Here is an 11,723-nt window from a genome sequence, read left to right as displayed (position 1 = left end):
GCTTGCTGGCGATGGCGTCCGTGAAATCGCCATCGCCGGCAAGCCGGCTCCTACAGATTGTCGGGGTGTTCGGGATTGAAGGTTTACGCAAAACCTGTAGGAGCCCGGCTTGCCCGCGATGGCGTCCGTGAGATCGCCATCGCCAGCAAGCCGGCTCCTACAAATTGCGGGGGTGTTCGGGATTGAGGGTTTACGCAAAACCTGTAGGGGCCCGGCTTGCTGGCGATGGCGTCCGTGAAATCGCCATCGCCAGCAAGCCGGGCTCCTACAAATTGCGGGGGTGCTCGGGATTGAGGGCTCACACAAAACCTGTAGGAGCCCGGCTTGCCCGCGATGGCGTCCGTGAGATCGCCATCGCCAGCAAGCCGGCTCCTACAGATTGTGGGGGTGTTCGGGATTGAGGGTTTACGCAAAGCCTGTAGGAGCCCGGCTTGCCGGCGATGGCGCCCGTGAGATCGCCATCGCCGGCAAGCCGGCTCCTACAGATCGTGGGGGTGTTCGGGATTGAGGGTTCGCGCAAAACCTGTAGGAGCCCGGCTTGCCGGCGATGGCGTCCGTGAGATCGCCATCGCCGGCAAGCCGGCTCCTACAAATTGTGGGGTGTTCGGGATTTAGGTTTATTCATCTGCCGGCGAACGTTATGCGGCGCTCACTTTGATCAACATTCAATGAGCGTCACCGTCCCAGATCCAGTTCCAGACCCCAGGCAATTTCACCGGTTGCGTACTGTCGCGAACGGTGCGCGCCATGGCCGCCCGTTGCAGTTCGGCCTGATCATCGTAAAACGGCTTCTGCGCCGTTTTCACGCCGGTCGCCTGCGCACTGTCGAGAAGGATTTGCAGGTATTCGCGGGCATGTCGGGCGGTGTAGCGGTTGAGGTCGTGGAAGGTCACCACCACCGGGATCACCCCATCCACCGTCGGCAACTCACCCAATGCGATGCGCTCACGCACCTCTGACATCTGCCGCAACATGCTGGACCGGCGTCGGGGGCTGGCGTTGAAACCCCAGATCTTGCCGTCGTTGGCGCTCAGGTCGGTCAGCAACACGTGCATGCCGTGCTTTTGATAAGCGGCGAAAACCCGTTTGTCATAATTCCAGAACGGCGGCCGTACCAAGGTCGGCGGCGCACCGGTGATGGCGGCGATGTCGGCACTGCCTTTGGTCAATGACTGTTCCAGTTCTTCCGGGCTCAGAGAACGGTGATTGGTGTGCCAGTGGGTGGCCGTATGGAAACCGAGAATCTGCCCGTCCGCATGCTCGCGGCGCATGACCTCGCGGCCGATGTCGCTGTCGCCTGCCCGTGGCGCGCCGGTCTGCACGAAGAACACCGCTTTGAGGTTCGGCTGCACCGGGTTGGTGGCGAGACTGTCGAGGATTGTCATCGTCGGGTTCCAGAAACTCGACGCGCTGGGACCGTCGTCGAACGTCAGCAGAAACCGGATCGGTGCTTGCGCGTGCAGACGCTGTTCGGTTTGCGGCGTCATTTCGATGGGAGCAGCGATGCAACCCACCAGCCCGACGGCAATGGCGAGTGCGCTGAGAATCTTGAACAGCTGTTTCATGTTGTGCCTTGAGCCGGACCGTTAAGCCCGCACAGTTGTGCGGGCGCGGTTTGGATCAGGGTACACAGTGTTTGGTTCCGGTGCTGCCCGACATTGTCGGTTACTGGGTAAACGCCTGCTCGAACGAGTTGTCGATAATCGGCGCGGTCGCCAGTGCCGTCGGCAATGCTTTGACCTTGAACAGAAAATCCGCCGTGCTTTGCAGGTCCTTAGCAGCCTGTGCATCCACCGGGCCTACGGTCATGTGAGCCTGGCGTAACCAGTGACGCGAGACGTTCTGGTCAAGATTGGCCTTCTTCGCCCACAGATCGGCATATTCGTCGGTGTGATTGTCGACCCAGGCCCGTGCCTTTTTCAGGCGAACCAGGAAGTCGGCGATGGCTTCGCGCTTGCTGTCGATTGACGGTGTCGAAGCGGCGATGGCGCTGAGGCCTGGCATGAGGTTCTTGGCGGTGAGAATCGGTCGCGCGCCGGAGAACAGAATCTGTTGGGAAATGTAGGGTTCCCAGACCGGGAAGGCATCAATGCTGCCCTGGGGCAGCGCGGCGGCGGCATCGATCGGCATCAGCTTGATGAAGTCGACGTAGTCCTCCGGCAGGTCAGCTTGTTGCAAGGCGCGCAGGGTCAATTGCTGGCTCCAGGCGCCGGGCCAGTAGGCGACTTTCTTGCCCTTGAGGTCGGCGATGCTTTTGACCGGCGAATCCTTGGGCACCAGCAAGGCGATGGTGTCCGGGTTCTGCCGCGAGACGCCGATCAGCTTCACCGGCGCCTGCTTTGCAGCGAGGAACAGGAAGCCTGAATCGCCCAGAAAGCCCACGTCCAGCGCCCCGGTGTTCAGCGCTTCGGCCAGCGGTGCAGCGGCCTGAAAATGCTTCCAGTCAACGGTGTAAGGCGCCCCTTCCAGCACCCCCGAAGCCTCCACCGAGGCGCGCACGTTGTAGTAGTTCTGATCACCGACATGCAGGACAACGGGCTCAGCGGCGTAGGCCATTGGCGCAGCAAACAACGCGCTGGTCAGCAAACTGCGAACGAATCTGGACAGGTTCATCGGGGGCTCCTTGAGAGTGAATGGCATAGACCATAACGCTCTTACAGGACGATTTTTAAATTCGATTAACGCATAAGCTCATGACTGTCAGTCAACACTGTTCACCCGGCAACAGTGAGCCGACAGACTGTTTTCCCTGCAACACCCTTCTGCTTCATTCCTCGCATCAACGCCTTGAAAACGCCTGATATCCAAGACATGGCACAGAGCCTGCAATATTCCTTTTACGCAGGAAGCATTTATAAAAAATGAATTTTTAGACATAAGAAACCCAACGCCTTGTCCGGAGCCGATCCCATGAAGTCCACCTTCCGCTTTCCCAAAGTCAGGTATCTGCTCAGCGCCTGCGCCCTGGCCTTGAGCCTGCAACCCGCCGCGCAGGCTGCTGAAACACCGCCGGCCGAAGTGCATCTGGATTACGCCTACTACTCGCCAGTGAGTTTGGTGCTTAAACACTTTGGATTTCTGGAAAAAGCCCTGCCGCAGACCAAAGTCAGTTGGGTGCTGAGTCAGGGCAGCAACCGCTCGCTGGAGTACCTCAACAGCGGCGGCGTTGATTTCGCCTCCTCCGCCAGCCTCGCCGCCGTGCTCAGCCGCGCCAATGGCAGCCCGATCAAATCGGTTTACGTCTACAGCCGCGCCGAATGGACCGCATTGGTGGTGCGCAAGGATTCGCCCTACCAGACCGTCGCCGACCTGAAAGGCAAGAAGATAGCCGCCACCAAAGGCACCGACCCGTACCTGTTCACCCTGCGCAGCCTGCATCAGGCCGGCCTGAGCAAGGACGATGTGGAACTGCTGCATTTGCAGCACCCGGATGGCCGCACGGCCCTGGAAAAAGGCGACGTCGACGCCTGGGCCGGCCTCGATCCGCACATGGCCGCCAGCCAGGTCCAGGCCGGTTCGCGCCTGTTGTATCGCAACACCAACTTCAACAGTTATGGCGTAGTCAGCGTTACTGACACTTATGCGAAAGAGCACCCGCAGACCATCGAAACCGTACTGAAGGCGTACGAAAAGGCCCGCGACTGGGCGGTAAAAAACCCTGATGAACTGGCGAAACTGCTCGCTACCGAATCCGGTCTGCCGCTGGAAGTGGCCAAGCTGCAACTGTCCCGCACTGACCTGAGCAGCCCGCAACTGACCGCCAGGGATGTGATCGCATCCAAGGCCGCCGCGCCGATTCTGGTGTCCGAAGAACTGGTACGTCGTGGGGTGAATGTCGATCAGGTCATCGATCAGTTGATCGACACCGGCTTCAAGGAAACCGTGGCCCGTCAGTAAAAGCAAAATATCGCAGCCTGCGGCAGCTCCTACAGGGAAACGCATATCCCAACGTAGGAGCTGCCGCAGGCTGCGATATTTTGATCTTGCTTCAAATCAGCGCTGTAACCCGCGCCAGTCGCGGATTCGTCGTGACCGGAGAATCTCATGACCAGCAAAAGCAAAGACCTGCCCCTCGAACTGCCGACGCCACGTCGTGCCGCTCTTTCCTTGAACAATGCCTGGCGTTTGCGTCTCAAGGGTCTGGCGTTGCCGGTGCTGATCCTCCTGGTGCTGGAATTTGTCGTACGCATCGGCTGGTTGCCGTCCTACCAAATGCCCGCGCCCAGCGAAATCGCCCTGACCTTGAGAGACCTCGCAGAAGGCGCGCTGTGGAAACACATCAGCGCCAGCCTGTTGCGCGTGTTGCTCGGTTTCGCCATCGGCGCCGGTCTGGCACTGGTGTTTGCCGCCTGGGTCGGTTTGAGCCGCGAAGCCGAAGCCTGGCTTGAACCGACCTTCGCCGGCCTGCGTTCGATTCCGAGCCTGGCCTGGGTGCCCCTGTTGTTGCTGTGGCTGGGCATCGACGAAACCTCGAAAATCGTCCTGATTGCCATCGGCGCGTTCTTTCCGGTGTACCTCAACGGCGTCGCGGCGATCCGCGACATCGACCGCAAACTGGTGGAAGTCGGGCAGATGTATGGCTTCGGTCGCACACGGCTGGTCCGAAGGATTTTATTGCCCGCCGCCCTGCCCGGCCTGTTTACCGGGTTGCGCAGCGGCATGAGCCTGGCGTGGATGTTTCTGGTGGCCGCGGAGCTGATCGCCGCGACCAAAGGGCTGGGTTATCTGCTCAGTGACGGGCGCGAGACATCCCGCCCGGACATCGTGCTCGCGGCAATCATTGTGCTGGCGCTGCTGGGCAAACTCAGCGATGGAATCCTCGCCGGCCTGGAGAAACGCTTCCTGGCGTGGCGCGACACGTTCAACGGCCAAAGCACAGAGGATTGAGCCATGACCGATTACCTGCTGGACATTCGCGTCGAGCGCAAAACTTTCGCCACCACCACTGTGCTCAGGGATATCCACCTGCAATTGCAGCCCCGGGAAACCGTCAGCCTGCTGGGCCCCAGCGGGTGCGGTAAAAGCACGTTGTTGCGGATCGTTGCCGGCCTTGAAAAGGACTTTCAGGGTGAACTGAATCGCAACGCCGGTGAGGTTGCGTTCGTGTTTCAGGAACCTCGATTGATGCCCTGGCTGACGGTCGAGCAGAACATCGGCTTCAGCGCCGACAACCGATATGACAAGGCCTGGGTCGCACATCTGATCGATGAAGTGGGCCTCAGCGGGTTCGCTCAAGCGTTACCCAAGGCTCTTTCCGGCGGCATGGCGCAGCGGGTCGCCATTGCTCGCGGCCTCTACTCACGGCCCGATGTGCTGTTGCTCGACGAACCGTTCAGCGCGGTGGACGCTTTCACCCGGATGAAACTGCAAGACCTGTTGCTGCAACTGGCCGAGCGTCACGCCATCGCCCTGCTGCTGGTGACCCACGATGTCGATGAAGCGCTGTACCTCAGCGACCGCGTCCTGGTCATGGACAATCGCCCCAGCAGCATTCGCCAGGAACTGGCGGTGCAACTGCCCCATCCGCGTGATCGGCGCGATCCGCTGCTGGCACAATTGAAGGCCCTGGCGTTGACCGAACTGCAACGGGCGCACGTCATTTGAATCGCCCAGCGTTCCCCGATCCGTAGGAGCCAGGCTTGCCGGCGAAGGCGTCCGTAAGATCGCCATCGCCAGCAAGCCGGCTCCTACAGGGTTCGCGTGAATCCCCGATCCCGAACATCTCCCAATCCGTAGGAGCCAGGCTTGCTGGCGGAGGCGTCCGCTAGATCGCTATCGCCAGCAAGCCGGCTCCTACAGGTGAAGCGTCTAAGCTGAAGCTTCCAGTAAGAGGTTTCTTTCGATGTGCGGAAGACTCTCGCAATACCGGGGCATTCATGACTTCGTGGCGGTGCTGAGCATTCCCGACGCGCTGATCAACCATGTCGGCGATGAACCACTGGCCAGATACAACGCCGCGCCGACGAATCAACTCGCGTTGTTTCATCGGGAAAGCAATGGGCTCCAGGCCGACAAGGTGCGCTGGGGATGGCGGCCGCATTGGGCGAAGGATCGTGCGGCACCGATCAATGCACGGGTGGAGAAAGTCGCCCACGGTCCGTTCTTCCGCGCAATCTGGCCGCACCGCGCGATTGTGCCGATCGATAACTGGTTCGAATGGGTCGATACGCCGGACTCAACGAGACAGCCATGGCTCATCCGGCGGCAGGACCGCGACCCGATTTTCTGTGCCGCGATTGGCCGGTTTCCCACAGATGGCGAGGAACCGAGAGACGACAACGGTTTCGTGATCATTACCGCAGACAGCGCCGGTGGCATGCTCGACATTCACGACCGGCGGCCGGTGGTGTTGTCGCCGGAACTGGCGCGGGAATGGCTCGATCCCGCCACGCCCCCGGAACGCGCCGAACAGATGGCCTTGTTTCAGGGCGAAGGCAGCGAAGTTTTCGAGTGGTACAAAGTTGGCAAGGCTGTAGGCAACGTGAGGAATCAAGACGCGTCGCTAATTGACGAGAGTGCATGAACTTATCAATACCAACAGCCATGCGAGCGCCAATAACAGTTAGCTATGCAGACCTATAACTTAAACGTTACACAGACTGTTTCACCCAAGTAACACTTACTGATAGAGGGCGCTTTTCTGTATCAACCGCTTGTCCGACAATTTGATCGTCATACATACATTTAGAATAACTACGGATAGCATGCGCGCCGCATTTCCATTGGCATCGCCCAGTTGACCAAAGAGTCAACAACTAAGGAAATCCCTACTACAACAAGCCTTGCAGAGAATTAAATGCGCGACGATTTTGCAATCAATCAAGTCGTTGGTCTGGAGTGCGTTTATCTTTCGACGACAGAGCACTATCGGCTGGACTGTTTCATAGAGCAATACATAAAGACCCGTAACCTGCTATCGGTTCCGGGGATTGACGGCACCTTGCGTTCAACGCTCTTACACTATCCCGGCAAGCCGCCGGTCATGGTCAACGAAGTGAACGCATGGATCGACAAGACCCTGGGCTATCGGGCCTCACATCCCGACGAATTGCAGCTCGACGACGCTTGAAACGACGCGCCGGCCTACGTTTGGCAAAAGAACTGAACGAACCCGTCGTCGCCGCACTCTGAACGGTAGAGGCTCACTGAGCCTCCTCCTTTTTCAGCAGTCCTATTTCTGCATCACACTTTCACCGCAGATCTCTCTGAATTTTTATTCGACGACTAAGCCACTGACCTGGCTGGCTCCACGAGAGATAGATGAGTGAACTCGTTCCCTATGCCGTGCATTACTTATTCGACGGTGTGCGACAGCACTTTTTCAAGATGGCTGTGCATTTTTCCGATGTCGACGCGATTCATTCGGCGTCTGCGCATGCTTACCCTGAATCCGGCCGCAAGATCGCCGAACACGCCACCCTCGAAGCGGCACGCATTAAAGCGCAGCAATTGGGCATTACCCAGATTCGCTGGAACGTGTCGATCTGATTGACCAGCAAAAAAAAGCCCCGCGCATAGGCGGGGCTTTGTTGTATGCGCAGATCGGTCAGAGCGCCTGCTAAAACTTTTTATCAAGTTCTGACAGTTCCTTCCCGTCGTCGGGATGCTTCCAGTCAGGCGTCGAACGTTTCTGCTGCTCGATCTCTTCTTCCGTCGGTTCATCCATGTCTTCATCTTCCGGATCAGGACGCTTTTGTTCAGTTGCCATGCTCACCTCTCTCCCTAAGGGATCAGTCATCAACTTTAAGCGTAGAACAGTTTCGCGCTCCCGGCTCAGAGCCACCAGCGCAGCAAAAAGAAGAACCCCATGCTCAACAACATGCTGAGCAAGGTGTTGCGGGTGTACAGCACCAGCCCCACCGCCACCAGCGAACTGATCAGGTACGGGTTGTCCCATTGCAGGTTCAGCTGTTTATCCGGCATGAACACAATCGGGCCGCAGATGGCGGTCAACATGCCCGGCACCGCAAAGCCGAGGAACTGCCGGGCGTTGCTGCTCAGGCGCAGCGGCAGCCGTGGCTCGAGAAATACATAACGGTTGAGGAACACCAGAATCCCCATACCGACAATCACCGCCCAGACCATCATGTGCGTCCACCGTAGAATTTATTGCAGATGAAGCCCGCCGTCATGCCCGCCAACCCCGACAGCACCAGCGCCGAGCCCCATTGCCAGTAACTGAACAACACCGAGCAAAACAGCGAAACCGCCACGCAGACCACGGTCGGTACGTTGCGCACCACCGGGGTGATCAGGGCAATGAAGGTCGCGGCGATGGAGAAATCCAGGCCCAGATGTTCCAGGCCGGGAATGCTGCTGCCCAGCACGATGCCGGCCAGCGTGAAGAGGTTCCAGGCGATGTAAAACGTCAGGCCGACGCCCAGGGCATACCAGCGGTTGAATTGCTGTTTGTCATGCTGGCTGGTCAAGGCGAACAGCTCGTCGGTGAGCAAAAAGCCCAGCCCGGCACGCCAGCGACCCGGCAGCGGCGAAATCACCGAGCGCATACTCATGCCGTAGAGCAAATGCTGCGACGTCAGCAATAACGTGGTCAGCAGAATTGAAAAGATTCCGGCACCGCCCTTGAGCATGCCGATGGCCACCAATTGCGCCGCCCCGGCAAACACGATGCTCGACAACCCCTGGCCTTGCAGCGGCGTGAGGTTGGCTTCGATGGCCATGGAGCCGGCCAGCAATCCCCACGGCGCGGTCGCCAGGGACAACGGCATGATCGCCGCGGCGCCGCGAAGAAAGGCGCTGCGCGGCATGAGTGAGTGAGTCATAACGCTCTACAAACAGGAAAAGACGCCTGACTGTGCCAGCAGTCGCGCCCTATGGCTTGAACAATCTTGCGCACTTGTGCCTCGCACCGGTGCCGCGCATTCATACCGTTCATCGACTGCCTGCTTGATTCGGCACGATGATATCAACATGATGGCGCCTGTTTTCCTCGAGATCGGCCCGTCATGAGCGCAATCGATACCGACAGCGACGTCTACAAAACCCTGCTGGAATCGACCAAGGCGATTCCGTGGCGAATCGACTGGAAAACCATGACATTCAGCTACATCGGGCCGCAGATCGAGCGTCTTCTGGGCTGGAAGCAGGACAGTTGGCTGTCGGTCAACGATTGGGTCGAGCGCATGCACCCGGATGATCGTGATTACGTGGTGGAGTTCTGCGTCTCGCAATCACGCGCGGGGGTGGATCACGAGGCGGATTACCGGGCGCTGACCCATACCGGCGATTACGTGTGGATTCGTGATGTGGTGCATGTGGTGCGCAAAGACGGCGAAGTCGAAGCGCTGGTGGGTTTCATGTTCGACATCAGCGAGCGCAAGAAAACCGAAGAACACTTGATTCGCCTGCAGAAGCAACTCGAAGAGTATTCCTTCCAGGACGGCCTGACCGGCATCGCCAACCGGCGCATGTTCGACACGGTGCTGGAGCGCGAATGGGGCAACGCCCAACGCGGCGGTTTGCCGCTGTCGCTGATCATTCTGGATATCGATTACTTCAAGCAGTACAACGATCACTACGGGCACATCAAGGGCGACGAATGCTTGCGCCAGGTGGCCCAGACCCTGTCGCTGGCGGCCAATCGACCACGGGATTTCATCGCGCGGATCGGCGGCGAAGAGTTCGTCTGGCTGCTGCCGGAAAGCGACGCCGAATCGGCAAGGCTGGTGGCCAACAAATGCCTGCACCTGATGTGGCAGCAGCAGATCCCTCACGAATTTTCGGTGGTATCGAAACGGCTGAGCCTGAGTCTCGGCGTCGGCACCACCAGCGCACCGTTGCAGGCAACAGCGCTGGAGTTCGTCGAACAGGTCGACAAATTACTCTACAAAGCCAAGCACAACGGCAGAATGCGCGCCGAGTTCGCCGATTTTCGTGATTGACAAAATCCCCGCCGACTCTTAAAACTTAGCGCCTCATTCAGGGTGTAAGCAAACATGTCCGCAACCTTCAACCTCAACATTGACGCCATTGGCTTGATTGCCAAGGCGCAAGGTTGCGTTGCGCACGCCCTCAAATCGAAGAAACAGTCGCTCATGTGACCGGGGCGCGCTGTCCCGTCAGATGAGCTGACAGGACATTGAGCGCGACGGGCACCCTCCCCCTGCTTACTTCCTTCTACGCTTCTGACGGTGACGAAATCGGTCAACTTTCAGGAGTAAGTGCATGTCATCGTTTCAAGGTATCTGGGTTCCGCTCGTTACGCCGTTTCAACACGGTGCGATCGATTTCGTCGGGTTGCGCCGGCTCGTCAGCCATTTGCTGGACAAAGGCGTCGATGGCCTGGTGGTCTGCGGCACTACCGCTGAAGCGGCGGCACTGAGCAAACATGAACAACTGGCGGTGCTGGATGCCGTGCTTGAATGGGTGCCTGCGGATCAGGTGGTCATGGGGCTGGCCGGCAACAACCTGACCGACCTGCTGCAATTGCAGAACGAAATCCTCAAGCGGCCACTGGCCGGGTTGCTGGTGCCGCCGCCGTACTACATTCGGCCTTCCCAGGCGGGCCTTGAAGCGTTTTTCAAAACGGTTGCCGATGCGTCCACTGTGCCGATCATTCTGTACGACATCCCGTATCGCACCGGCATCGCCTTCGAACAGGCGACGTTGCTCAACATTGTCGCCCACGAGCGAATCGTCGCGATCAAGGATTGCGGCGGCAATCAGGCCAACACCCTAGCGCTGCTGACCAGCGGCAAGGTCGACGTGTTGTGCGGCGAAGACAACCAGATGTTCAGCGCCCTGTGCCTCGGCGCCAAAGGGGCGATTGCCGCCTCGGCGCATGTGCATCCGGAGTTGTTCGTGACGCTGTATCAACAGATCCGCGACCAGCGGTTGGCGGAAGGACGGGCGACGTTTTTCCGGTTGCTGCCGCTGATTCAAAGCCTGTTCATTGAACCCAATCCTGCCCCGGTGAAAACCGCACTGGCCCTTGAAGGCTTGATCGACGACGAACTGCGCGCGCCGATGCAACGCAGCAGTGAAGCCACGGTGCTGCGTCTGAAGGCCGTGCTCGCCGGGCTGGGCAGAAAACAATAGATAGAGCGCCGACGCCCCGCCCGAGTACCATGGAGTGATTCGCATCACGCGTCAGGGAGTCGCCATGCTTTACCGGATTGCCGCCGATGGGCTGGTGCTGTTTCACCTGTTGTTCATTCTGTTCGTGCTGTTCGGCGGGCTGCTGGTGCTCAAATGGCGCCACCTGGCCTGGTGGCACCTGCCGGCCGCAACGTGGGGGATTGCGGTCGAAGTGTTCCACCTGACCTGCCCGCTGACACAGTGGGAAAACCTCATGCGCAGCGCGGCCGGGCAGACCGGCTATGGCGGTGGTTTCATCGAACATTATGTGTGGCCGGTGATTTACCCGGCCGGGTTGACCCCGAGTATCCAGCTGGGACTCGGCGGCGTGGTGCTGGTGATCAACGTGTTGGTCTATGTTCGGGTGTTCAGGCAGCGCAAGTCACGCCGGACGTCCACCCTTTCAAATACCACACGATCCCTGTAGGAGCCGGCTTGCCGGCGATGGCGGCCTCAAATTCAACGTAGTGTTCGAGGGCCTCATCGCTGACAAGCCAGCTCCTACAGGGGGTGGGGTTGGCCGATAAATTTCAAACAGCCCGCGATTTTGTAGGAGCCGGCTTGCTGGCGATGGCGGCCTCAAATTCAACGTAGCGTTCAAGGGCCTCTTCGCGGGCAAGCCTCGC

The 11,723-nt window shown here is 59.1% G+C and carries 14 protein-coding genes; 9 read left to right on the top strand and 5 right to left on the bottom strand.

The features are described 5' to 3' along the window. Positions 1-665: 665 nt before the first annotated feature. On the bottom strand, positions 666-1,565 hold the full coding sequence (locus tag PMI32_RS12745) for a polysaccharide deacetylase family protein (protein ID WP_008030267.1): 900 nt from the start codon (positions 1,563-1,565) through the stop codon (positions 666-668). 100 nt (positions 1,566-1,665) lie between these two features. Continuing rightward, positions 1,666-2,556 (bottom strand): ABC transporter substrate-binding protein, encoded by an 891-nt coding sequence (locus tag PMI32_RS12750; protein WP_411737722.1) that lies wholly within the window; start codon positions 2,554-2,556, stop codon positions 1,666-1,668. Positions 2,557-2,910: 354 nt separating this feature from the next. On the opposite strand from PMI32_RS12750, the gene PMI32_RS12755 reads away from it, so the two are divergent. The 6 genes from PMI32_RS12755 to PMI32_RS12780 all read left to right on the top strand — a co-directional run bounded on the left by PMI32_RS12755 (position 2,911) and on the right by PMI32_RS12780 (position 7,488). Further along, positions 2,911-3,897 (top strand): aliphatic sulfonate ABC transporter substrate-binding protein, encoded by a 987-nt coding sequence (locus tag PMI32_RS12755; protein ID WP_008030264.1) that lies wholly within the window; start codon positions 2,911-2,913, stop codon positions 3,895-3,897. 147 nt (positions 3,898-4,044) lie between these two features. Then, positions 4,045-4,887, top strand: a complete 843-nt coding sequence (locus tag PMI32_RS12760) for an ABC transporter permease (protein WP_008030262.1) — start codon at positions 4,045-4,047, stop codon at positions 4,885-4,887. Positions 4,888-4,890: 3 nt separating this feature from the next. Then, the gene (locus PMI32_RS12765) at positions 4,891-5,604 is read left to right on the top strand and encodes an ABC transporter ATP-binding protein (protein WP_008030260.1); all 714 of its coding nucleotides are present in this window, start codon (positions 4,891-4,893) and stop codon (positions 5,602-5,604) included. 238 nt (positions 5,605-5,842) lie between these two features. Next, the gene (locus tag PMI32_RS12770; RefSeq protein WP_008030257.1) at positions 5,843-6,523 is read left to right on the top strand and encodes an SOS response-associated peptidase; all 681 of its coding nucleotides are present in this window, start codon (positions 5,843-5,845) and stop codon (positions 6,521-6,523) included. Between the two features lie 273 nt (positions 6,524-6,796). Continuing rightward, the gene (locus PMI32_RS12775) at positions 6,797-7,069 is read left to right on the top strand and encodes a hypothetical protein (protein ID WP_008030255.1); all 273 of its coding nucleotides are present in this window, start codon (positions 6,797-6,799) and stop codon (positions 7,067-7,069) included. A gap of 191 nt (positions 7,070-7,260) precedes the next feature. Next, on the top strand, positions 7,261-7,488 hold the full coding sequence (locus PMI32_RS12780) for a DUF6555 family protein (RefSeq protein ID WP_008030253.1): 228 nt from the start codon (positions 7,261-7,263) through the stop codon (positions 7,486-7,488). A 70-nt stretch (positions 7,489-7,558) separates the two neighbouring features. Here the strand turns inward: PMI32_RS12780 and PMI32_RS30440 are convergent, their stop codons facing one another. The 3 genes from PMI32_RS30440 to PMI32_RS12790 form a co-directional block, all read right to left on the bottom strand. Next, the gene (locus PMI32_RS30440) at positions 7,559-7,708 is read right to left on the bottom strand and encodes a hypothetical protein (RefSeq protein WP_008030251.1); all 150 of its coding nucleotides are present in this window, start codon (positions 7,706-7,708) and stop codon (positions 7,559-7,561) included. A 65-nt stretch (positions 7,709-7,773) separates the two neighbouring features. Continuing rightward, a complete protein-coding gene (locus PMI32_RS12785; protein ID WP_167362959.1) occupies positions 7,774-8,085 on the bottom strand; it encodes an AzlD domain-containing protein in 312 nt (103 codons plus the stop codon). After that, positions 8,085-8,783 (bottom strand): AzlC family ABC transporter permease, encoded by a 699-nt coding sequence (locus PMI32_RS12790; protein ID WP_032828797.1) that lies wholly within the window; start codon positions 8,781-8,783, stop codon positions 8,085-8,087. Before PMI32_RS12790 ends, PMI32_RS12785 begins: the two co-directional genes overlap by 1 nt. A gap of 183 nt (positions 8,784-8,966) precedes the next feature. Between PMI32_RS12790 and PMI32_RS12795 the strand changes: the two genes are divergently transcribed. From PMI32_RS12795 to PMI32_RS12805, 3 genes are all read left to right on the top strand, one after another. Further along, entirely contained in the window at positions 8,967-9,902 is a 936-nt protein-coding gene (locus PMI32_RS12795; protein WP_008030245.1) for a sensor domain-containing diguanylate cyclase, read from the top strand. A 283-nt stretch (positions 9,903-10,185) separates the two neighbouring features. Beyond that, the gene (dapA, locus tag PMI32_RS12800) at positions 10,186-11,058 is read left to right on the top strand and encodes a 4-hydroxy-tetrahydrodipicolinate synthase (protein ID WP_008030242.1); all 873 of its coding nucleotides are present in this window, start codon (positions 10,186-10,188) and stop codon (positions 11,056-11,058) included. A gap of 64 nt (positions 11,059-11,122) precedes the next feature. After that, positions 11,123-11,524: a DUF2784 domain-containing protein gene (locus PMI32_RS12805; RefSeq protein ID WP_008030239.1), complete on the top strand. Its 402-nt coding sequence runs from the start codon at positions 11,123-11,125 to the stop codon at positions 11,522-11,524. Positions 11,525-11,723: the final 199 nt, after the last annotated feature.

The sequence above is a fragment of the Pseudomonas sp. GM60 genome (assembly GCF_000282415.1).
In the GTDB taxonomy this organism is placed as follows: Bacteria; Pseudomonadota; Gammaproteobacteria; order Pseudomonadales; family Pseudomonadaceae; genus Aquipseudomonas; species Aquipseudomonas migulae.
The sequence above is the reverse complement of the archived record's forward strand: the minus strand, read 5'-3'. Positions and strand labels throughout refer to the sequence as shown.

Coding starts and splice junctions, on each gene's coding strand:
- PMI32_RS12765 (WP_008030260.1), top strand. CDS start 4,891: ATGACCGATTACCTGCTGGACATTCGCGTCGAGCGCAAAACTTTCGCC.
- PMI32_RS12805 (WP_008030239.1), top strand. CDS start 11,123: ATGCTTTACCGGATTGCCGCCGATGGGCTGGTGCTGTTTCACCTGTTG.
- PMI32_RS12755 (WP_008030264.1), top strand. CDS start 2,911: ATGAAGTCCACCTTCCGCTTTCCCAAAGTCAGGTATCTGCTCAGCGCC.
- PMI32_RS12750 (WP_411737722.1), bottom strand. CDS start 2,556: ATGGCCTACGCCGCTGAGCCCGTTGTCCTGCATGTCGGTGATCAGAAC.
- PMI32_RS12785 (WP_167362959.1), bottom strand. CDS start 8,085: ATGGTCTGGGCGGTGATTGTCGGTATGGGGATTCTGGTGTTCCTCAAC.
- PMI32_RS12770 (WP_008030257.1), top strand. CDS start 5,843: ATGTGCGGAAGACTCTCGCAATACCGGGGCATTCATGACTTCGTGGCG.
- PMI32_RS12775 (WP_008030255.1), top strand. CDS start 6,797: ATGCGCGACGATTTTGCAATCAATCAAGTCGTTGGTCTGGAGTGCGTT.
- PMI32_RS30440 (WP_008030251.1), bottom strand. CDS start 7,708: ATGGCAACTGAACAAAAGCGTCCTGATCCGGAAGATGAAGACATGGAT.
- PMI32_RS12795 (WP_008030245.1), top strand. CDS start 8,967: ATGAGCGCAATCGATACCGACAGCGACGTCTACAAAACCCTGCTGGAA.
- PMI32_RS12760 (WP_008030262.1), top strand. CDS start 4,045: ATGACCAGCAAAAGCAAAGACCTGCCCCTCGAACTGCCGACGCCACGT.
- PMI32_RS12745 (WP_008030267.1), bottom strand. CDS start 1,565: ATGAAACAGCTGTTCAAGATTCTCAGCGCACTCGCCATTGCCGTCGGG.
- PMI32_RS12780 (WP_008030253.1), top strand. CDS start 7,261: ATGAGTGAACTCGTTCCCTATGCCGTGCATTACTTATTCGACGGTGTG.
- dapA (WP_008030242.1), top strand. CDS start 10,186: ATGTCATCGTTTCAAGGTATCTGGGTTCCGCTCGTTACGCCGTTTCAA.
- PMI32_RS12790 (WP_032828797.1), bottom strand. CDS start 8,783: ATGACTCACTCACTCATGCCGCGCAGCGCCTTTCTTCGCGGCGCCGCG.